Source organism: Mycobacterium palustre (assembly GCF_002101785.1).
GTDB classification, from domain to species: Bacteria; Actinomycetota; Actinomycetes; order Mycobacteriales; family Mycobacteriaceae; genus Mycobacterium; species Mycobacterium palustre.
In genome coordinates, this window is the sequence record NZ_LQPJ01000115.1 from 106,888 (window position 1) to 127,135 (window position 20,248).

The following is a 20,248-nucleotide window of genomic DNA, read 5'->3' on the forward strand; positions in this document are numbered from 1 at the left end:
GCGCTAGCTGCGCTTGGCCGCCTTCCTGGCCCCCGATTTGGCAACAGCCTTTCGGGTGCTCTTCTTGGCAACCCGCTTCACCGGGCCCCGGGCCCGCCGGTCGGCGAGCAGTTCGGCCGCGCGCTCGTCGGTGATCGACATCACGTCGTCGCCCTTGCGCAGGCTGGCGTTGGTCTCGCCGTCGGTGACGTACGGCCCGAACCGGCCGTCCTTGATGACCATCGGCTTGCCCGACGCCGGATCGTTCCCCAGTTCGCGCAGCGGCGGCGCCGAAGCGCTCTGCCTGCCACGGCGTTTGGGCTCGGCGTAGATCTTCAGCGCTTCCTCGAGGGTGATATCGAAGATCTGGTCCTCGGTCGCCAGCGAGCGAGAATCGTTGCCGCGCTTAAGGTATGGGCCATAGCGCCCGTTCTGCGCGGTGATCTCCTCGCCGGTCTGCGGGTCGACGCCGACGACGCGGGGCAGCGACAGCAGCTTCAGCGCGTCCTCGAGCGTGACGGTCTGCAGGTCCATGCCGCGCAGCAGGGAACCGGTGCGGGGTTTGGGTCCGGTGGGCTTCTTGCCCTTCTTCGCCGGGGCGCCGCCGTCGTCGTCTTCGGACGGCGGCAGCACCTCGGTCACGTACGGCCCGTAGCGGCCGTCCTTGGCGACGATCTCGTGACCCGTTTCGGGGTCCACGCCCAGCACGCGTCCCTCTTGGGGGGTGGCGAAGAGTTCCTCGGCCACTTCCAGCGTCAGCTCGTCGGGGGTCAGCGAGTCGTTGAGGTTGGCCCGCTGCGGCGTGGGCTCCCCGTCGTCACCGGTGACGATGCGTTCCAGGTAGGGCCCGTTCTTGCCGACCCGAACATAGACCGGCCGGCCCTGCGCGTCGTCAAACACCTTGATGGAGTTGACTTCTCGCGCGTCGATGCCCTCCAGGTTGACGCCCACCAACTTCTTGAGGCCGCCCGAGCGTGCCACCGAGTCGGGCACCCCGTGCTCGCCGCCGAAGTAGAAGTTGTTGAGCCAGTTGGTGCGCCGCTCGTTGCCCGATGCGATCGCGTCGAGCTCGTCTTCCATCGCCGCGGTGAAGCCGTAGTCGACCAGGCGGCCGAAGTGCTGCTCGAGCAGGCCGGTGACGGCGAACGCGACCCACGAGGGCACCAGCGCGCTGCCCTTCTTGTACACGTAGCCGCGGTCCTGGATGGTCTTGATGATCGACGAATACGTCGACGGGCGGCCGATGCCCAGCTCCTCGAGCGCCTTGACCAGCGAAGCCTCGGTGTAGCGCGCCGGCGGGTTGGTGGCGTGCCCCTCAGGGGTGAGCTCGATAACGTTTAGCCGCTGCCCCTCGGTCAGGCGCGGCAGCCGGCGCTCGGCGTCGTCCGCCTCGCCGCCGGCGAGCTCGTCGACGGTCTCGACGTAGGCCTTGAGGAAGCCGGCGAAGGTGATGGTGCGCCCGCTCGCGGCGAACACGACCTCTCTTGGGGTCTGCGGCCCCCCAGACCTGCCCGCGATCCGCAGGCTCAGCGTCGTGCCGCGGGCGTCGGCCATCTGCGAGGCCACCGTGCGCTGCCAGATCAGCTCGTAAAGCCGGAACTCGTCGCCGTCGAGCTCCCGGCGCACCGCGTCCGGGGTGGCGAACGTCTCGCCGGCCGGCCGGATCGCCTCGTGCGCCTCCTGCGCGTTCTTCACCTTGCGGGTGTACTGGCGCGGCGCCGGCGAGACGTACTCCTCGCCGTAGAGCTGACGCGCCTGGGTGCGCGCGGCGCTGATCGCCGACTCCGACAGGGTCGTGGAGTCGGTGCGCATATAGGTGATGTAGCCGTTTTCGTAGAGCCGCTGGGCGATGCTCATCGTGCGTTCCGAGGAGAACCGCAGCTTGCGCCCGGCCTCCTGCTGCAGCGTCGACGTCATGAACGGCGCGTAGGGGCGCCGGGTGTAGGGCTTTTCCTCCACCGACGCGACGGACAGCTGAGCGCCCCGCAACCCGGCGGCCAGCTCGGTGGCGGCCGCCTCGTCCAGCACTACGACTTCTGCGGGGCCTTCGCCGCCCCTATTGCGCAGCTGGCCCGCCGAGTCGAAATCGCGGCCGGTGGCCACGCGCAGGCCGTCGACGCCGGCCAACCGGGCGGCGAAAACGGGCGGCTGGGCCTGCGGGTCGGACGCGCTGGCGTCCAGCTGGGCGACGATGTCCCAGTACGACGCGCTGCGGAACGCCATGCGGTCGCGTTCGCGCTGCACGATGATCCGGGTGGCCACCGACTGGACCCGCCCCGCCGACAGCTTCGGGGCGACCTTCTTCCACAGCACCGGGCTGACCTCGTAGCCGTACAGCCGGTCCAGGATGCGGCGCGTCTCCTGGGCGTCGACCAGGTCGATGTCCAGGTCGCGGGGGTGCTCGGCGGCGGCGCGGATGGCCGGCTCGGTGATCTCGTGGAACACCATCCGCTTGACCGGGATGTTCGGCTTGAGGGTCTCCAGCAGGTGCCAGGCGATGGCCTCGCCTTCGCGGTCACCGTCCGTGGCCAGGTAGAGCTCGTCGACGTCCTTGAGCAGCCCCTTGAGCTCGCTGACGGTGCTCTTCTTCTCCGGGCTGATGATGTAGAGCGGCTCGAAGTCGGCGTCGACGTTGACCCCCAACCGGGCCCAAGGCTCGGACTTGAACTTGGCGGGGACGTCGGCCGCGGCCCGCGGCAGGTCGCGGATGTGTCCGCGGGAGGACTCGACGATGTACCTGGAGCCCAGGTAGCTGGCCAGTTTGCGCGCCTTGGTGGGCGACTCGACGATCACGAGTCGCCTAGGGGTCCCATTTCCGCCACTGGTCGGGCTTTGTGGGTCCTTTAGCTTCGGGTCAGCCAACTGCGCTTACGCTCCATCTCTTATCCCGGCCCCCCTACGAGACCGCCCTGCAGGAAGAATGACAGGCCGGCGCCTGAAATTCCGGTGAACTTCAGGTACGCCGGCGTTCCTTCGCTTTGGGGCACCTGACAATTTCGCACCCTCGGGCGTGGCTGCGCAAACCGGCTAGCCGAAAATCACGCCGTAACCGACGGCGCACTGCGGGGCCACAGCGGCAACGCCGCCGAGTCGTCGGGAGGTTCCCCAACGTTTTCTACCAGGCGCGATAGCCTCCGGCGGCCGCTGATCCGAAGCGCCGGCCGGCCGCCGCGGGTGCCGATCAGGGTGGGCGCGATGCCGACGCGCATCAGCGCCGACGCCAGGGGGGAATGGGTGTCGGGGGCGTGCGGGTCCAGACCGAGCAGGTAGTGCCCGCCCTCCGGGCGACCGGCCGCCAGCGTCCACGCCCGCAGCTCCCGCGGGCCGGGCAGCCATCGCGGCGGCACCGTCTTGACCGCGCCGCGGGTCCACTCGGCCGCCAGGGCCACCAACGACGGCGTCACCGCCGTCCGCACCAGCGGGGTGTCTTCGTCGGTGCGCCCGATTTCGGGCTTTAGGCCCGCCTCTTGGATCATCTCGGCCAGCGCCGCGGCCCGCCACTCGTGGTCGACGACCACTGAAAGCCGGGCGCCCTGCGCCTCCGGGGCACCGACCAACACGATCTGGCCAGAGGCCGCCAGCACCCCCGAGAGGTCGGCGACCGCGGGCGGCACCGACTCCGCTGTAAAGAAGGAAAGCTGGCTCACGCCACCGACAGTAGGCCAGCTCGCCCCTCCGCGCGTTCAGTTAACCGGCGCGGCGGCGGTTTGGGCGGCACGGGACGCCGAAACGAAAACCCCCCGGCGGGGCCCGCTGGGCGGGACTGCACGGGGGGTTCCGGTGGAGTGTCTGCTCTCCTTAGACGGAGCGGACTCCGGTGGCCTGGGGGCCCTTAGGGCTGTGGCCGATCTCGAACTCGACCTTCTGATTTTCCTCGAGGGTGCGGAAGCCCGAACCCTGGATCTCCGTGTAGTGGACAAAAACATCCGCGGAACCGTCTTCGGGGGCAATGAACCCGAACCCCTTCTCCGCATTGAACCACTTCACAGTTCCCTGTGGCATTTCCTGATTTTTCCTTCTCTTATGGGTGCGGTGCACCGCCTTTCGGTGCCCCGGGCCAGCTGCGACCGCCATACCTCGCGTAGTCGCCGGAACTTCACCCGACCGATAACCTCGCAGGAACCGCGGCCGCAACATTGTTCCTGCGAAAGTTTGACACGAACACAGAAGCTGCGACCGCAATCATCCAATCATGTTCATCGCGTCGGCGACAGACTTGTGTGACCGGCTGATGTTAGGAGGGTGTGAACTTGGCGAGTTTCGGCAGCGACCTGCTTGCCGTCGCGCTCGCCGGTACCGCGGCGGGCGAAGGCCCCCTGCGCCACGTCGCCGAGCTGCCTGCGCGCACCGGCCGGCCGCACGCCTGGCCGGAATGGGCCGATCCCGACGTGGTGCGCGCGTTCGCCGGCCGCGGCATCAGCCGCCCGTGGTCGCATCAGGCCGTCGCGGCCGAGCTGGCGCACGCGGGGCGCCACGTGGTGGTCAGCACGGGCACCGCGTCGGGCAAGTCGCTGGCCTATCAGCTTCCCGTTCTCAACGCGTTGGCGACGGACCCGCGGGCCCGGGTGCTGTACCTGTCGCCGACCAAGGCGCTCGGCCACGACCAGCTGCGCGCCGCGCACGCGCTGACCGCGGCCATCCCGCGGCTGCAAGAGCCCGGTTTTGCGGTCGCGCCCACCGCCTACGACGGCGACAGCCCCGCCGAGGTGCGCGGCTTCGCCCGCGAACGCTCCCGCTGGTTGTTTTCCAACCCCGACATGATCCATCTGTCGATCCTGCGCAACCACGCCCGCTGGGCGGTGTTGTTGCGCGGCCTGCGGTTCGTGATCGTCGACGAATGCCATTACTACCGCGGCGTTTTCGGCTCCAACGTGGCGATGGTGCTGCGCCGGCTGCTGCGGTTGTGCGGGCGGTACTCGAGCGCCCCGACGGTCATCTTCGCCAGCGCGACGACCGATTCGCCCGGCGCGACCGCCGCCGAGCTCATCGGCCTTCCGGTCGAGGAGGTCAGCGAGGACGGCTCGCCGCAGGGGTCCAGGACGGTGGCGCTGTGGGAGCCCGCGCTGCTGGCCGACCTGGTCGGCGAGAACGGCGCCCCGGTGCGCCGCTCGGCCGGCGCGGAGGCGGCGCGGGTGATGGCCGACCTGATCGCCGAAGGGGCGCAGACGCTGACGTTCGTGCGGTCGCGGCGCGCCGCGGAGCTGACCGCGCTGGGGGCGCAGGCGCGGCTGGCCGACATCGCGCCCGAGCTCGCGCAGAAGGTGGCGTCGTATCGGGCCGGATATTTGGCCGAGGACCGCAGCGCGCTGGAGCGGGCGCTGGCCGAGGGCGGGCTGCGCGGCCTGGCCACCACCAATGCGCTGGAGCTGGGGGTCGACATCGCCGGGCTGGACGCGGTGGTGCTCGCCGGGTTCCCGGGGACCGTCGCCTCGTTCTGGCAGCAGGCGGGCCGGTCGGGCCGGCGCGGTCAGGGCGCGCTCGTGGTGCTGATCGCCCGCGACGATCCGCTGGACACCTACCTGGTCCACCACCCCGACGCGCTGCTGGGCAAGCCGGTCGAACGCGTGGTCATCGATCCCGCCAACCCCTACATCGTGGGCCCCCAATTGCTTTGCGCGGCAACGGAAATGCCGCTCGACGAGGCGGAGGTGCGGAACTTCGGCCCCGCCGAGGCAGCGCAGGGCCTGGTCGACTCCCTGGTTGAGCAGGGGCTGCTGCGGCGCCGTAACGGCAAATACTTTCCGGCCGCCGGGATCGAACCGCACGGCGCGGTGGACATCCGCGGGTCGGCCGGCGGCCAGATCGTCATCGTGGAGGCCGATACGGGGCGGCTGCTCGGCAGCGCGGGTGTCGATCGAGCCCCGGCCTCGGTGCACCCGGGCGCGGTGTATCTGCATCAGGGCGAGACCTACGTCGTCGACTCCCTGGACCTCGAGGACCAGATCGCGTTCGTCCACGCCGAGGATCCCGGTTACTCCACGTTCGCGCGCGAACTCACCGACATCGTCGTCACCGGGACGGGTGAGCGTTCGCAGTTCGGGCCGGTCACGCTGGGGCTGGTGCCGGTCAAGGTCACCCACCGGGTCGTCGGTTACCTGCGGCGCCGGCTCTCCGGGGAGGTCATCGACTTCATCGAGCTGGACATGCCCGAGCACGTGCTGCCCACCACCGCCGCGATGTACACCATCACCCCGGAGGCGTTGCTGCGCAACGGCATTGACGCGCCGCAAATCCCCGGCTCGCTGCACGCCGCCGAACATGCGGCCATCGGCCTGCTGCCGCTGGTGGCCAGCTGCGACCGCGGCGACATCGGCGGGCTGTCCACCGCGGTCGGCCCCGACGGCTTGCCCAGCGTCTTCGTCTACGACGGGTATCCGGGCGGGGCCGGCTTCGCCGAACGCGGCTTCCGCCGCGCCCGCACCTGGCTGGGCGCCACCGCGGCGGCCATCGAGGCGTGCGAGTGCCCGGGCGGGTGCCCGTCGTGCGTGCAGTCGCCCAAGTGCGGCAACGGCAACGACCCGCTCGACAAGGCCGGCGCCGTGCGGGTGCTGCGGCTGGTGCTCGCGGCGTTGGGCCGGGGCCCGGGCTAACCGGGCTCATTCGGCGATGTGAACCCAAGGACGGCGACCGACCCCTCAACGGTCGACCCATGGATCCGCGTCGTCACAGGCGCCGTTCTTGCCTGCCGAGGAAACCCCAACGTACCATCACGCCGAGCGCGAAAAGGGCGGACAACAGCGGCCATAAAATCGGCCCCATGGCCCACGACTGGCTGCTCGTGGAGACGTTGGGGGGGCGAGCCCGCCGTCGTGGCGCAGGGGCGGCAACTCAAGAACCTCGTGCCGATCACCACGTTCCTGCGCCGCAGCCCGCACCTCGCCGCGGTCCGAACCGCGATCGCCGAGACGGTGCGCAACGGCCAGAGCCTGACCAGCATCACCACCAAGCGCGACCGCGTCATCCGCACCGAACCGGTGGTGATGTCCGACGGCTACGTCCACGGCGTGCACGTGTGGACCGGCCCGGCCGACGCCGAGCCGGCCGAGCGCCCCATCCCGGGGCCGCTGAAGTGGGACCTCACCCTGGGCGTGGCCACCGACACCCGCGAGTCGCTGATCAACAGCGGCAAGAATCCCGACGTCGAGGTGGCGTTCGGCAGGGCATTCGCCGAGGACCTGCCGTCGCGCGAACTCAACCCGAACGAAACCAAGGTGCTGGCCATGGCAGTCAGGGCCAAACCGGACCAAACCCTCTGCAGCACATGGGATGTCGCCGATTGGCGGGGCAGCCCAGTCCGGATCGGCTTCGTCGCGCGCACCACGCTGGAACCGGGGCCGGACGGGCGGGATCACCTGGTGGCGCGGGCGATGAACTGGCGCACCGAATTCAAGGGCCCGCCGGTCTCGACCGATGATCTGGCGCAGCGGATCCTGCAAGGGCTGGCGCAAGCCGGTGTGCACCGCGCGCTGGTCGACGTCAGCAACTGGTCCTTGCTGAAATGGCTCGACGAGCCCTGCCCCTTCTATGACTGGCGGGCCGCCAAGACGGGCGGGCCGAGGGTGCACCCCGACGACGAACACCTGTGGACCCGCATGACGAAGGAATCCGCCGACGGGCCCACCAGCCGCGTGCTGCGCATGCCCGGCCACGACGTCGACTGGGTTCCGCTGCACGTCACGGTCAACCGGGTCGAACTCGAACCGGACACCTTCGCCGGGCTGGTTTCGCTGCGACTGCCGACCGACGAGGAAGTCGCCGCCGCGGGACTGCCGCAAGCCTTCAACGAGACGACCTAGCCGCCACCGACGGCCGAGCCGACGGGGCCGGCCCGCGCGGCGGCCCGTGCCGCCCCGCCGAAGGCGACGACCACCCGGACGGTGACGACGACGTCGAGACCGTCCACGCCGCACGCGGCGTCGTCGACGCGCATTTCGTGCGCGACGGCCGAAGCGCGGCTGCAGGCCGCCGCGGCGCCGGAGGGCAGATAGCCGGCCGCGGCCAGCGCCGCCAGGGCGGCGGCGGCCTGCGCGCGGTGACGCGCGACCACCGCCGACCCCAGGTACGCGCCGGCGCCGGTGACCGACAGCAACACCACCACCATCGCGGCCGCCAGCACGGTGGCCGCGCCCCGGTCATCACCGGGGTTCGGCCGCCGAAACCGCCCTGCCCGCAATGTCCAACGCGGGCAAGAGCTTTGAACGCGCAACGACGGTGGCCACCACGAAATCACCGTCGCGGTCGACGCGGACCCGCGCCCCCACCGGCGCGACGCGGCGCGCGGCCTCGACCGCCACCCGTTCGTCACCGCGAGCGGCCAGCCGGGCCGCCTCCCGGGCGGCGTCGACGCAGCGCACCTGCATCGACACCGCGGTGACACCGGCCAGGCACAGCACCAGCACCACGACCAGCGCGGCGATCGCCAGCGCCGCCTCGACGGTGCTCGCGCCGCCGGCACAGCGGGCTAAACCTTGGTGTTGAGGGCGCGACCGATGATGTTGTTGAGCGCCGACACGATGGAATCGCCGGTGACGACGGTGTAGAGGATCGCGCCGAAGGCCGCCGCCGCCACGGTGCCGATAGCGTATTCGACGGTCGACATGCCCGACTCGTCGGTCGCGACGACGACCATCCGGATCAGCAAGCCGCGGAATATGTTGCGCATCAATGGTTTCCTTTCGTTTCATAGCAGGCCCGACTGCAACACGTCGCGGGCCAGCCCCACCACCATCGGCACGATGCCCAGGCATACGAACGCGGGCAAGAAGCAGAGCCCGAGCGGCCCGGCGACCAGCACACCCGCCCGCTCGGCGGCCGCGGTGGCCGCGTGCGCGGCGTCGTGACGAGACTGGTCGGCGAGCTCGGTGATGCCGCGCGCCAACGCGGCGCCCGAGGACGCCGACCGCCGCGCCAGCCGCAGCAGCGCGTCGGTGTGCGCGTCGGCGTGGCCAGCCGGCGCGTCGGGCGGGATCGACCATGCCACTGCGGGGTCGGCGCCCAGCGCGAGCAGGTCGGCCGCCCGGCGCAGCACCGTGCCCAGCTTCGCCGGGGCGGACGGCGCCGTCGCCGCGGCGCCGGCCGACACCGCCATGCCGGCCTCCAGGCAGACGGCCAGCACGTCGAGGCTGGACGCGACGGCCAGCGGGTCGGGCCCCGTGAGCGGCCGCGGGCGCGCTCCGGACGTGAGGGGCCGCATCCCCGCCCGCGCCCGCACCGCCGAGGGGCCGGGTCCGATCCACAGCGCGATGGCCAGCAACACCGCCGCGGTGGTCATGCGCCACTCCTCCTCATCGCTTCCGCGATGCATCGTCGCCGGCGCGGGTCATGCGCCACTCCTCCTCATCGCTTGCGCGATGCATCGTCGCCGGCGCGGGTCACGACGCCAGCCCATCGGTGATCCGGTCCGCCCACAGCAGCCCGGCGCAGGCCAGCACCGAGCCGGCGACCAGCAGCCATCCGCCCACGTGGCCGTCCAGCAGAAAGCTCAGCGGCCGGGCCCCGAGCAGCTGACCCAGCAGCACGCCGAGCAGCGGCAGGCCCGCCAGTATCGCCGCGGTGGCGCGCGCCCCGGCCATGCCGGACGACACCCGCGCGGTGAACCGTTGCCGCTCGGCGATATCGCGCTGCGCGGCGCGCATCAGGGTTGCGATCGCCAGCCCCTGCTCGCTGGCCAGCTGCCAGCACACCGCGAGCCGGTCCCAGTGCGCGGGCAGCGCCGACGAGCGCGCCGCGGCGCGCAGGCCGGCCGTCACGTCGGCGCCCAATCGGGCCCGTGCCGCCACCGCGCGCAGCGCAGCCCCCACCGGTCCTCCGGTCTCGTCGGCGGCCACGTCGAACGCCCGCACCGGATGAGCGCCCACCCGCAACTCACCGACCAACACGTCGAGGGCGGTTTCCAGCGCGCGGCCCTCGTCCGCCGCGCACCGCATGCGGCGTCGTCGACGGTGGCGCAGGCCCAAAGTCGCGCCCACCGCCGCGACGGCGAGGACCGTGGTCAGCGGCAGCAGCACCGCGGCGGCCACCCCGGCGCAGGCCGCGGCCCCGCCGGCCGCACCCTTGGGCAGCCGCAGCCGGCCACGCCCCGCCACCATCAGCCGCCGCCCGGGCGACGGCGAAAACACCGCCAGCGCGACCGATAACAGCAGCGCCCCAACCGACACGCCGCTCATCCCGACACCCGGCTTCGCAGCAGGCAGCGCAGCTCGCCCGCGGCGTCGGTCATGCCGCGCTCGGCGTGCCATGCGGTGACCGCCGCGACGCGCCCCTCGATTCGGCGCAGCACCGCGATCTCGGCGAGCCGGCGCCGACCCGACCGGTCGCGCGCCACGTGCAGCAGCACCTGGACCGCCGCGGCGAGTTGGCTGTGCAGCGCACCGCGATCCAGGCCGCCCAGGGCGCCCAGCGCCTCCAGCCGGGCGGGCACCTCACCCGGATTGTTGGCGTGCACCGTTCCGGCGCCGCCGTCGTGGCCGGTGTTCAGCGCGGCCAGCAGGTCGACCACTTCGGCGCCCCGGACCTCGCCGACCACGATGCGGTCTGGACGCATCCGCAGCGCCTGTCGCACGAGTTCGCGCACCGCGACCTCACCGACGCCCTCGACGTTGGGGCACCGCGCGACCAGCTTCACCAGGTGCGGATGGCGGGGCGCCAGCTCGGCGGCGTCCTCGACGCACACGATCCGTTCGGTCTCCGGCACGGCGCCCAACATCGCCGCGAGCAGGGTCGTCTTCCCGGCCCCGGTCCCGCCACACACCAGGAAGGCCAACCGAGCGGCGATGATGTCGGCGACGAGCGCGGCGGCCTGGGGATCGATCGCGCCGGCGGCGGTCAGGGCCGCCAAGTCCTGCGTCGCCGGCCGCAACACCCGCAGCGACAGGCACGTTCCGCCGGCGGCCACGGGCGGCAGCACGGCGTGCAACCGCACGGCGAAGCCCCCGGCCCCGACACCGGTCAGCTGGCCGTCCACCCACGGCTGCGCGTCGTCGAGGCGCCGGCCGGCGGCCAGCGCCAGCCGCTGCGCCAGCCTGCGCACCGCCGCCTCGTCGGCGAAGCGAATTCCGGTGCGGCGCAGGCCATTGCCGTCGTCCACCCACACCGCATCGGGCGCGGTGACCAAGACGTCGGTGGTGCCGTCGGCGCACAACAACGGTTCGAGGATGCCGGCGCCGGTCAGCTCGGTCTGCAGCGCCCGAAGGTTGGTCAGCATTTCCGTGTCGCCGAGCATCCCGCCCGACTCGGCGCGGATCGCGTCGGCCACCAGGCGGGGCCGCAACGGGCCGGATTCGGATGCCAGGCGCTCGCGCACCCGCTCGATCAGCGAGTCGCTCACGCCGCCCTGCCGCTCCGGGCGGGGCCGGCGCCCGGCAACACCGCGAGCACTTGCCGCGCGGCCGCCGCCAGCGCAGATCGCCGTCGGAGCCGGAGACCGCCGCGTTCCACCTGCTCGGCGAGTTGCGGCTCGGCGCGGACGGACGCCAGCAGCGGCAGGCCGCTGATGTCGGCGACCTCGGCCGCCCGCAATCCCCCCGGCGACGGACCCCGAACGGCCAGGCCGAGATTGGGGTTTATCGCGGCCAGCACCGGTGCCATCGCCGCGGTCGCCGCGCACGCCCGCACCGCGCACGGGCTGACCACCACCACGAGATCTGCGGCGTCGAGCGCGGTGTGCGCCGCGTCGGTGAGGCGGCGAGGCAGATCGCAGACCACGGTCACCCCGCCGCGGCGCCCGGCGTCGACGACGGCGTCCACCGGCGCGACGTCGAGCTCGTGGCCGCGCCGGGTGCCGGACAGCAAGCTGATTCCCCGGTGCCGCGGCAGCGCCTCGCGCACGGCCGACCAGCTGAGCCGCCCGCCCTGCAGCACCAGATCCGGCCAACGCAATCCCGGCGTCGTCTCGCAGCCCATCAACAGATCGAGGCCACCGCCCCACGGATCGAGGTCCACCAGCAGCGCGTCGCCGGCGACGTGCGCGAGCGCGACCGCGAGCAACGACGCGCCGGCACCACCACAGCCTCCGATCACGCCGACGACGTGGCCGCGCGCCGCGTGGCCCCGCGCCGCTTCGACGGCGTCGGCGAGCGCGCGCACCAACTCGCGCTCCTGATCGGGCAGCCGCAGCACGTGCTGCGCTCCTACTGCGACGGCCGCCGCCCACGTCGCGGTCGCGGGCTCGGCGGCCGTCAGCACGGCGACGTGGGCGCGCCGCGGCAGCGCCAACTGCCCGCACCGGTCGGCCGCCGCCTCGTCGAGCATGACCGCCGCGGCGGCGGACCACGTCTTGCGGCTGACGGACCCGCCGGCATGAACGACCCGGACACCGACCGCGGCGGCCACCCGATCCAGCTCGTCACGCAACGCCGAGTCCGACACGGCCGCCAACACGCCCGACGGGGTGCTGGATTCGGCGCGGCCGGTGGTGGTCACTCACCCACCTTGCGGCGGCGTGACCTTGGCACACCAGTCCCAAAGCCGGATCTGTGGATAGAGACGCCGGTGTGCACAAACGCGTCGGCCGGGGGCCGCTCCAGCACACGAGGGACGCGGGCCCGCAACACGCGGCGGGTCCGGATTCGGGCCGTTCCGCACGAGACGACTTACCCTAGAAAAGGGACGACCCCCGCCAGGGGGGGAGGAGGCGAGGGTCGTCGTGTATCAGCCCCGGGGGGTCGGGCTGATACACCCTCGGCTCAGGCCGAGTAATGCTTACTATACACATGACAGTCCGCACTAACGCAAGTATCTGTTCGAACGAAAGGCGCGTTGAGCCGCAAAAATACCGACGGTATGTTCTGTCGGGCGGCTAGTCGCAGTGTTTCGGGCCCGAAGTGGCGGGGCCGTCGCGCCACCGCCCTATGCTGGATCGGTGACCGTCTCCGATCCGGCCGCGCGGCAGCAAACCTCTCCGGAAACAGCGGCAACCGCCGCGCCCGGGGCCCGCACCGCCGCCTTCTTTGACCTGGACAAGACGATCATCGCCAAGTCCAGCACGCTGGCGTTCAGCAAACCGTTCTTCGACCAGGGACTGCTCAACCGCCGAGCCGTGCTCAAGTCCAGCTATGCCCAGTTCATCTTTCTGCTCTCCGGTGCCGATCATGACCAGATGGACCGGATGCGGACCCACCTGGCCAACATGTGCACCGGCTGGGACGCGGAGCAGGTCAAGTCGATCGTCAACGAAACGCTGCACGACATCGTCACGCCGCTGGTTTTCGCCGAGGCCGCGGACCTGATCGCCGGCCACAAATTGTGTGGCCGCGACGTCGTGGTGGTCTCGGCCTCCGGGGAGGAGATCGTCGCACCGATCGCCCGGGCCCTGGGCGCGACCCATGCGATGGCGACCCGGATGGTCGTCGAGGACGGCAAGTACACCGGCGAGGTCGCGTTCTACTGCTACGGCGAGGGCAAGGTGCAGGCGATCCGCGAATTGGCCGCCAGGGAGGGCTACCCGCTCGAGCACTGCTACGCCTACTCCGACTCGATCACCGACCTGCCGATGCTCGAGGCCGTCGGCCACCCCAGCGTCGTCAACCCCGACCGCGCCTTGCGCAAAGAAGCCCTCGAACGGGGATGGCCGGTCTTGACGTTCTCGCGCCCGGTGTCGCTGCGCGACCGGCTTCCGGCACCGTCGGGCGCCGCGATCGCGACGACGGCCGCCGTGGGCGTCACCGCCCTCGCCGCCGGGGCGGTCACCTACTCGCTGCTGCGCCGCTTCGCGTTGTAAATCTTTCGCCGACGCAGCAAACTTGCCGCTCACGCAACAAATTTTGCTTCGCGGCTAGGCCTTGCTGTGCTAGGGGTCTAGTAGTACAAAGGAACCACGGAAGCCCGGTGAGGCCAAGGTCGATCCGGAAGAGAAGGATCGTTCTCCCGAATCGGGCGCCCAGCACGGAACCCGGCACCCACGCGGAGTCATAGCCGCGATAATGGCAGAAGTGTTGCGGGCCTGCGTAATTGCGAAAAGCGGATGGTGTCGACGGCCCTTTGGGTGGGGTCGCAGCCGGAGGCGTCGCAAGATCGCCGAGGCCAACCCACGCAGCCCAGAAATGCACGCTTGGTAACCGAGTTCCGTGTTAGCGGGCGGCGGACCGAATACTTTGGGACGTCGCCCGCTTTACATTTGTGGCACGCCTTTTCTGAGGCTTCCGGCTACCGTTTTCCGAGCGCCTCCGCGATCGTCACGGCCTCCTGCGCGCCGGCCCGCATCGCCCGGCAACACAGCACCAGCCAGGCGCCCACCCCGTCGGGCGTGCCGTCGGCGAACCCGCGCGCGGCGTCGCGGTACTCCGCGGGCTGGCGCATCCAGCTGACCTCGGGCACGCCCAGTCCGTGCGGATCGAGCCCGCTGGCGATCGTCACCAGCCGTGACACGGCGCGCGCCACCACGCCGTCCGCGCTGCCAAACGGCTTCAGGGTCAGCAGTTCTCCGTGGGCGACGGCGGCCACCACCGGCGCCGGCGCGCGGGTGCCGCCGGTCATCAACCCGGCCAGCAACTCGAGGCGGGGACCCACGTCGGCGTCCCCGCGTGGGCGGCCCAGCCGCTCCTCGTCGACCAGGTCGGCCGCGGCCAGCATGTGCAGACGGGCCAGCGCCTGCAGCGGCGCCCGCTGCCAGATGCCGACGACCGGCCCCCCGCCGCCTTCCAGCGCCTGCGCCACCCGCAGCGCGCCCCCGAACACCGGATCGCTGACGTGCCCCGCGTCCGCCAGGTCGTCGAGCCGCACCGGTCCGCCATCGAGCACCGACGATGCGCGCGCCGCGCGCAAAGCCGCCTCGGCGGCGGTCACCGGCCAGCCCCGCAGGTTGGCCCGGTGCCGGTGGGCGCGGCCCAGGGCGTCGCGGGCGCGGTCGCTGGCCTCGGCGACGCCGGGCAGTTCCATCAGCGGGGCCAGCGGATCGTCGGTCACGGGTTGCCAACCTATCCCCAGGCGCCGCGCACGTGACGACGGGTTCGCGACGCCTTCACATCGGCCGGGGGATGGCCTCTAGCAGCTGGCGCGTGTACTCGTGACGGGGCCGGGTGAACAGTTCCTCGGTCGGCGCCTGCTCCACCACACGGCCGGCGCGCATCACCAAGACGTCGTCGGCGATCTGGCGGATGACCGCCAGGTCGTGGCTGATGAATAGATAGGTCAGGCCGAGTTCGGCCTGAAGGTCCGCCAGCAGATCCAGGATCTGCTGTTGCACCAGAACGTCGAGCGCCGAGACCGCCTCGTCACAGACCAGCACCTCGGGCCGCAGCGCCAACGCCCGGGCGATCGCCACCCGCTGCCGCTGACCGCCCGACAATTCGCGCGGCAGCCGTCCCGACACCGACGACGGCAGCGCCACCTGGTCGAGCAGTTCGCGCACCGCCCGCGCCCGCTGCGTGCGGTCACCGACCCGGTGTATCCGCAACGGCTCCTCGATCGCGCGAAACACCGTATACATGGGATCCAGGCTGCTGTAAGGGTTTTGGAACACCGGCTGCATCCGCCGGCGGAGGGCCATCGCCCGATCGTGATTCAGGGGCCCGGTGATCGGGGTGCCGTCGAAGACCACGCTGCCCGAGGTGGGCGGCAGCAGGCCCAGCACCATCCGGGCCAGGGTCGACTTGCCCGAGCCCGACTCCCCGACGACGCCCAGGGTGCTGGCCCGGCGCAGCCGAAACGACACCGCGTCGACGGCGCGAAACTCCGTGCGCCGCTTCCTTGGCCAGTGCGGTGCCCCACGCGATTCTGCATACACCTTGGTCAGCTCGGAGGCGACCAGAAGGTCGTCGGGCGGGTGCTCGGCAAGCGGGCGGGCTCGCGGTGTGGTCCTTGTGTTGAGGGACGGGCCGGCGGTCACCAATCGCCGGGTGTATTCGTGTTGCGGGTCGCGCAGGATCGATTGTGCGGCACCGGATTCCACCACCGCGCCGCGGCGCACCACGACGACGGTCTCGGCGCGCTCGGCGGCCAGCGCCAGGTCGTGGGTGATCAGCAGCAGCGCGGTTCCCAGCTCGTCGGTGAGGTGCTGCAGGTGGTCGAGCACCTGGCGTTGCACGGTGACGTCGAGCGCGGAGGTCGGCTCATCGGCGATGAGCAGCTTGGGCCGGCCGGCCAACCCGATGGCGATCAGGGCGCGCTGGCACATGCCGCCGGAGAGCTGATGCGGGTAACGGCCGGCCTGCTTCACCGGGTCCGGCATGCCGGCCTCGGCAAGCAGCTCGAGCGCGCGTCGCCGCGCGTCGCGCCCATCGGTGTTGGCGCGCAAGGCTTCCCGGATCTGGAAGCCCACCTTCCACACGGGGTTGAGGTTGGTCATCGGGTCCTGGGGGACATAGCCGATGGCCCGGCCCCGCAGCGAGCGCAGGGTCCGGCGGTCAGCGCCGCCGATGTCTCGCCCGTCGAAGACGATGCGGCCGGCGGTGATTCGGCCGCCGGGCGGCAGCAGGCCCAGGATCGCGGCGGCCGTGGTGGATTTTCCCGAGCCCGATTCACCCACCACCGCGACGGTCTGGCCGCGCCGCACGGTCAGATCGACCCCACGCACCGCGGGCTCCTGGGAACCGAACGTCACCTCCAGGCCTTCGACCGAGAGCAGCGGCACCTCGGTGCTATTCATGCGCGCCATGCCCTCGACGCCGGGTCCAGGGCATCCCGCAACGCGTCGCCCATCATCATGAAGGCCAGCACCGTGATCGCCAGCGCCCCGGCCGGATAGAACAGGATCGGCGAGCCCGACCGCAGCCGGCTCTGCGCGAGGTTGATGTCGCCACCCCAGGACACCACCGACGGGGGCAGCCCGACCCCGAGGTACGACAGCGACGCCTCGGTGACGATGAAAACGCCGAGGGCGATGGTGGCCACCGCCAGCACGGGCCCCAGGGCGTTAGGCAGCCCATGGCGCAGCAGGATCTGAAAGTCCTTCAGCCCCAACGCTTTCGCCGCGAGCACGTAGTCGCTGGCGCGCAACTCGATCACCGCGCCGCGGGCAATCCGGGCCACCTGCGGCCAGCCGAACAGCGCCAGCACGGCGATCACCGTCCACACGGTGCGGTGGTGCATGACGCCCATGATCACGATGGCCGCAAGCAACAGCGGCAGCGCGAAGAAGACGTCGGTGACGCGAGAGACCGCCGCGTCGACCCAGCCCCCGTAGAAGCCGGCCAGCGCGCCCAGCGCCCCGCCGACGACGAACACCAGCAGCGTGGCGCCCAACCCCACCGTGACCGAGGCGCGGGCGCCATACACGGTGCGCGCATAGATGTCGTGGCCCTGCAGATCGGTGCCGAACCAGTGTGTGCCCGAGGGCGGAAGCAGGCTTTGGCTGGGATCGGCAAAGGTGGGGTCGATGCCGGTAAACAGCGACGGGAACGTCGCGACCACAAGGATGACGGCGATCAGCACGGCGGCGACGACGAACTTCGGTCGCCGCCGCAGCGTGCGCCACGCGTCACGCCAAAAGCCGTGGGGCTCAGCCATAGCGGATCCGGGGATCGAGCGCGGCGTACAGCAGGTCCACCGCCAGGTTGGCGATCAGATAGATCAGCACCAGCACCGTCACGATGGACACCACGGTGGGCGCCTCCTGCCGGGTGACGGCCTGGTACAACACGCCGCCGACGCCGTGAATGTTGAAGATGCCTTCGGTGACGATCGCCCCGCCCATCAGCGAGCCCAGGTCGGCGCCGAGGAAGGTCACCACCGGGATCAGGGAGTTGCGCAGGATGTGCACCGCCACCACGCGCCGCCGCGACAAACCCTTGGCGGTCGCGGTGCGCACGTAGTCGGCGTGGGCGTTGGCGGCCACCGCGGACCGGGTCAGCCGCATGACGTATGCGAAAGACACCGAGCCCAAGACGATTCCGGGCAGCAGCAACCGAGCGAAGCTCGACCGGTCGCCCACGGTGACGGGCGCGATCCCGAGCCGGACACCGAACACGAACTGCGCCACAAAGCCCAGGACGAAGGTCGGGATCGCGACGATGAGGAGCCCCGCGACCAGCATGGTGGAGTCGAAGATGCCGCCCTCGCGCAGGCCGGCTATCACCCCGAAGCCGATCCCGAGCACCGCTTCCACCGCCACCGCGATCAGCGCGAGCCTCATGGTGACCGGAAAGGCATGCGCGAGAACCGCACTGACGGGCAGACCGGAGTAGGAGCGGCCCAGGTCGCCGTGCAGGATTCCGCCCAGGTAATGCAGGTACTGGACGATGAAGGGCTCGTCGAGGTGGTACCGGGCGCGCAGCGCCGCGGCCACCGCGGGTGTCAGCGGGCGGTCGCCGGCCATGGCCGCCACCGGGTCGCCGGGCAGCAGGAATACCAGGCCATAAATCAGCAGCGTGGCACCGAGGAAGACCGGCACCATCAGGGCGATCCGCCGCACGATGTACCGGCCCATCTCAGGCCTTCTCGATGTTCTCGTAGTCGGGCAGCCCGTTCCAGGCGACGCGGACGTTTTTGACCAGCGTCGACCAGCCCAGCACACCGATGTTGTCCCACAGCGGGACGACGGGCATGTCGTGCATCAGGAATCGCTGGGCGGCGTTGGCCAAAGCACCCGATTCCGGCAGGTTGGGCGCGGCCTCGGCGGTGGCCAGCGCCGCGTCGAACTGGGGGTTGGAGTAGCCCACGTCGTTGGAGCCCGCCCCCGTGGCGAACAGCGGGGCGAGGAACTCGATCATCGACGGGTAGTCGCCCTGCCACGCGGCGCGGAAGGCCGTCGAGATCGTGTGGTTGGTGATCTGGGTGCGGAACCCGGCGAAAGTGGGCTGCGGCGCGCCGACGGCGTCGATGCCCAGCACGTTCTTGATGCTGTTGGCCACCGCGTCCACCCACTCCTGGTTTCCCGCGTCGGCGTTGTAGGTGATCGCATACTGGCCGCTCCACGCCGAGAGCGCGTTGGCTTGCGCCCAAAGTTGCCGCGCGCGTGCGGGATTGAAGTCTAGCGCGTCGTTGCCGGGCAGGTTCGGGTCGAACCCCGGCAGCGACCGGGCGGTGAAATCACGCGCCGGGGTGCGGGTGCCCATGAGGATGTTCTTGCAGATTTCCGCTCGGTTGACGGCGGCGGACAGCGCGAGCCGGCGCAGGCGGCCTTCCTCGCCGCCGAAATGCGGGAGCCGCAGCGGTGTGTCGAGGCTGTGTTTGACGGCGACCGGCCCGCTCGTCACGTTGTCACCCAGGTCGCGCTTGTAGACCGGCAGCGCGCTGGGCGGAATGGTGTCCAGCACATCGAGATTGCCCGACAACAGGTCGGCGTAGGCGGTGTCGAGGTTGGCGTAGAACTCGAACCTGATCCCCTTGTTGTGGGGTTTTCGGTTGCCGTGGTAGTCGGGGTTGGGCCGCAGGTCGATCTTGACGTTGTGTTCCCAGGCCGGCCCGTCCGGGCCGTCGGCCAGCTTGTAGGGGCCGTTGCCGATCGGGTTGCGGCCGAAGGCGGCCATGTCACGAAACGCGGTGTCGGGCAACGGGTAGAAGGCGCTGTGCCCAAGCCGCAGCAGGAAGTCGACGGTCGGTGCCTTCAGCCGCACCGTGAACTCGAGGTCGTTGACGACCCGCAGCCCGGACATGGTGGTCCGCCGGGGATCGCCGCGGGAAACGTCGTCGAAGCCGTCGATCGGGCTGAAGAAGCTTTGCTGCAGCTGGGCGTTGGTGCTCAGCGCCCCGTAGTTCCAGGCGTCGACGAACGAGTGGGCCGTCACCGGCGAGCCATCGGTGAACCGCCAGCCCGGCTTGAGCACGATCCGGTAGTTGACGTTGTCGGTGGTCTCGATCGACTGGGCGACCTCGTTTGCGGTGTTTCCGGCGGCGTCGTAGGAGACGAGTCCGGCGAAGAGCCGATCGAGGATCCGTCCGCCGTTGCTGTCGTTGGTGCTGGTCGGCACCAGCGGGTAAGGCGGTTCGGCGCCGTTGACCAGCACCAGCTCGGGGCTCAGCACGCCGCCGCCGCAACCGGTCAGCGATCCGGCCGCCAGCACGGCGGCGGCCAGCAAGCCCCGCACCCGCATCCGACGCATGCCAGCGACCCTAGGGCCTGCCGGGCGGTCGGCGGCGGTGAAGTGCCGGGCAGCACCGAGTCAACCTAAGATCCCGTCGTGACCGCCGCATCGCTCGCCTCGCACGAATCCCAAGTTCACGCGGGATTTCTGGTGGCGACGTTGGGCATTCCCGCCATCGGTTTGGTGTGCCTGGTGATCGGGCTGGTGCAGCGTGGCCGCACGCGTGGCGGGCCGCCGCCCGCGTATCCGGGTTATCCCCCGCCACGCAGGCGTCGACGAACGAGTGGGCCGTCACCGGCGAGCCATCGCAG

Annotated in this window: 17 protein-coding genes and 2 pseudogenes; 4 read left to right on the forward strand and 15 right to left on the reverse strand. The window is 71.0% G+C overall.

What is annotated here, in order from left to right; translation table 11 throughout:
* Positions 1 to 3: 3 nt before the first annotated feature.
* From topA to cspA, 3 genes are all read right to left on the reverse strand, one after another.
* Positions 4 to 2,841: a type I DNA topoisomerase gene (gene topA, locus AWC19_RS18565; protein WP_085079430.1), complete on the reverse strand. Its 2,838-nt coding sequence runs from the start codon at positions 2,839 to 2,841 to the stop codon at positions 4 to 6.
* 176 nt (positions 2,842 to 3,017) lie between these two features.
* The gene (locus AWC19_RS18570) at positions 3,018 to 3,626 is read right to left on the reverse strand and encodes a hypothetical protein (protein ID WP_085079429.1); all 609 of its coding nucleotides are present in this window, start codon (positions 3,624 to 3,626) and stop codon (positions 3,018 to 3,020) included.
* A gap of 151 nt (positions 3,627 to 3,777) precedes the next feature.
* Positions 3,778 to 3,981, reverse strand: coding sequence for a cold shock protein CspA (gene cspA / locus AWC19_RS18575; RefSeq protein WP_007166602.1), 204 nt, complete (start codon positions 3,979 to 3,981; stop codon positions 3,778 to 3,780).
* A 248-nt stretch (positions 3,982 to 4,229) separates the two neighbouring features.
* On the opposite strand from cspA, the gene AWC19_RS18580 reads away from it, so the two are divergent.
* Together AWC19_RS18580 and AWC19_RS18585 are read left to right on the forward strand one after the other, a co-directional pair.
* Positions 4,230 to 6,569 (forward strand): DEAD/DEAH box helicase, encoded by a 2,340-nt coding sequence (locus AWC19_RS18580; RefSeq protein WP_085079482.1) that lies wholly within the window; start codon positions 4,230 to 4,232, stop codon positions 6,567 to 6,569.
* Positions 6,570 to 6,736: 167 nt separating this feature from the next.
* A pseudogene (locus AWC19_RS18585) lies at positions 6,737 to 7,775 on the forward strand (PAS domain-containing protein).
* Here AWC19_RS18585 and AWC19_RS29280 read toward each other — a convergent pair.
* The 7 genes from AWC19_RS29280 to ssd all read right to left on the reverse strand — a co-directional run bounded on the left by AWC19_RS29280 (position 7,772) and on the right by ssd (position 12,345).
* Positions 7,772 to 8,095 carry an Rv3654c family TadE-like protein gene (locus AWC19_RS29280; RefSeq protein ID WP_142281278.1) on the reverse strand — a complete coding sequence of 108 codons (324 nt, stop codon included), beginning with the start codon at positions 8,093 to 8,095 and terminating at the stop codon, positions 7,772 to 7,774. The pseudogene AWC19_RS18585 and the gene AWC19_RS29280 sit on opposite strands and share 4 nt — an antisense overlap.
* Positions 8,096 to 8,114: 19 nt before the next feature.
* The gene (locus tag AWC19_RS29285) at positions 8,115 to 8,402 is read right to left on the reverse strand and encodes a TadE family type IV pilus minor pilin (protein WP_142281283.1); all 288 of its coding nucleotides are present in this window, start codon (positions 8,400 to 8,402) and stop codon (positions 8,115 to 8,117) included.
* A 38-nt stretch (positions 8,403 to 8,440) separates the two neighbouring features.
* On the reverse strand, positions 8,441 to 8,641 hold the full coding sequence (locus AWC19_RS18595) for a DUF4244 domain-containing protein (protein WP_085079427.1): 201 nt from the start codon (positions 8,639 to 8,641) through the stop codon (positions 8,441 to 8,443).
* Positions 8,642 to 8,659: 18 nt separating this feature from the next.
* Entirely contained in the window at positions 8,660 to 9,250 is a 591-nt protein-coding gene (locus tag AWC19_RS18600; RefSeq protein WP_211284948.1) for a type II secretion system F family protein, read from the reverse strand.
* Between the two features lie 100 nt (positions 9,251 to 9,350).
* The gene (locus AWC19_RS18605) at positions 9,351 to 10,145 is read right to left on the reverse strand and encodes a type II secretion system F family protein (RefSeq protein ID WP_085079473.1); all 795 of its coding nucleotides are present in this window, start codon (positions 10,143 to 10,145) and stop codon (positions 9,351 to 9,353) included.
* Complete coding sequence (locus AWC19_RS18610; RefSeq protein ID WP_085079474.1) at positions 10,142 to 11,305, reverse strand: TadA family conjugal transfer-associated ATPase; 1,164 nt, start codon at positions 11,303 to 11,305, stop codon at positions 10,142 to 10,144. Before AWC19_RS18610 ends, AWC19_RS18605 begins: the two co-directional genes overlap by 4 nt.
* The gene (gene ssd, locus AWC19_RS18615) at positions 11,302 to 12,345 is read right to left on the reverse strand and encodes a septum site-determining protein Ssd (RefSeq protein ID WP_142281285.1); all 1,044 of its coding nucleotides are present in this window, start codon (positions 12,343 to 12,345) and stop codon (positions 11,302 to 11,304) included. Before ssd ends, AWC19_RS18610 begins: the two co-directional genes overlap by 4 nt.
* 493 nt (positions 12,346 to 12,838) lie before the next feature.
* Here ssd and AWC19_RS18620 point away from each other — a divergent pair, with 493 nt between their 5' ends.
* Entirely contained in the window at positions 12,839 to 13,696 is an 858-nt protein-coding gene (locus AWC19_RS18620) for an HAD-IB family hydrolase (RefSeq protein ID WP_085079475.1), read from the forward strand.
* Positions 13,697 to 14,121: 425 nt separating this feature from the next.
* Here the strand turns inward: AWC19_RS18620 and AWC19_RS18630 are convergent, their stop codons facing one another.
* The 5 genes from AWC19_RS18630 to AWC19_RS18650 are packed head-to-tail and all read right to left on the reverse strand — an operon-like array spanning position 14,122 to position 19,955.
* A complete protein-coding gene (locus AWC19_RS18630) occupies positions 14,122 to 14,880 on the reverse strand; it encodes an oxidoreductase (RefSeq protein WP_085079476.1) in 759 nt (252 codons plus the stop codon).
* Between the two features lie 55 nt (positions 14,881 to 14,935).
* A complete protein-coding gene (locus AWC19_RS18635) occupies positions 14,936 to 16,561 on the reverse strand; it encodes a dipeptide ABC transporter ATP-binding protein (protein WP_245849105.1) in 1,626 nt (541 codons plus the stop codon).
* The gene (locus AWC19_RS18640; RefSeq protein ID WP_085079478.1) at positions 16,558 to 17,421 is read right to left on the reverse strand and encodes an ABC transporter permease; all 864 of its coding nucleotides are present in this window, start codon (positions 17,419 to 17,421) and stop codon (positions 16,558 to 16,560) included. Before AWC19_RS18640 ends, AWC19_RS18635 begins: the two co-directional genes overlap by 4 nt.
* A complete protein-coding gene (locus AWC19_RS18645; protein ID WP_085079479.1) occupies positions 17,414 to 18,340 on the reverse strand; it encodes an ABC transporter permease in 927 nt (308 codons plus the stop codon). Before AWC19_RS18645 ends, AWC19_RS18640 begins: the two co-directional genes overlap by 8 nt.
* A 1-nt stretch (position 18,341) precedes the next feature.
* On the reverse strand, positions 18,342 to 19,955 hold the full coding sequence (locus AWC19_RS18650) for a peptide ABC transporter substrate-binding protein (protein WP_085079480.1): 1,614 nt from the start codon (positions 19,953 to 19,955) through the stop codon (positions 18,342 to 18,344).
* A 78-nt stretch (positions 19,956 to 20,033) separates the two neighbouring features.
* Here AWC19_RS18650 and AWC19_RS30095 point away from each other — a divergent pair.
* Positions 20,034 to 20,248, forward strand: a pseudogene (locus AWC19_RS30095) (LppU/SCO3897 family protein); the annotation flags it as partial.

Coding starts and splice junctions, on each gene's coding strand:
- cspA (WP_007166602.1), bottom strand. CDS start 3,981: ATGCCACAGGGAACTGTGAAGTGGTTCAATGCGGAGAAGGGGTTCGGG.
- AWC19_RS18595 (WP_085079427.1), bottom strand. CDS start 8,641: ATGCGCAACATATTCCGCGGCTTGCTGATCCGGATGGTCGTCGTCGCG.
- AWC19_RS18600 (WP_211284948.1), bottom strand. CDS start 9,250: ATGACCACCGCGGCGGTGTTGCTGGCCATCGCGCTGTGGATCGGACCC.
- AWC19_RS18605 (WP_085079473.1), bottom strand. CDS start 10,145: ATGAGCGGCGTGTCGGTTGGGGCGCTGCTGTTATCGGTCGCGCTGGCG.
- AWC19_RS18635 (WP_245849105.1), bottom strand. CDS start 16,561: ATGAATAGCACCGAGGTGCCGCTGCTCTCGGTCGAAGGCCTGGAGGTG.
- AWC19_RS18640 (WP_085079478.1), bottom strand. CDS start 17,421: ATGGCTGAGCCCCACGGCTTTTGGCGTGACGCGTGGCGCACGCTGCGG.
- AWC19_RS18645 (WP_085079479.1), bottom strand. CDS start 18,340: ATGGGCCGGTACATCGTGCGGCGGATCGCCCTGATGGTGCCGGTCTTC.
- AWC19_RS18650 (WP_085079480.1), bottom strand. CDS start 19,955: ATGCGTCGGATGCGGGTGCGGGGCTTGCTGGCCGCCGCCGTGCTGGCG.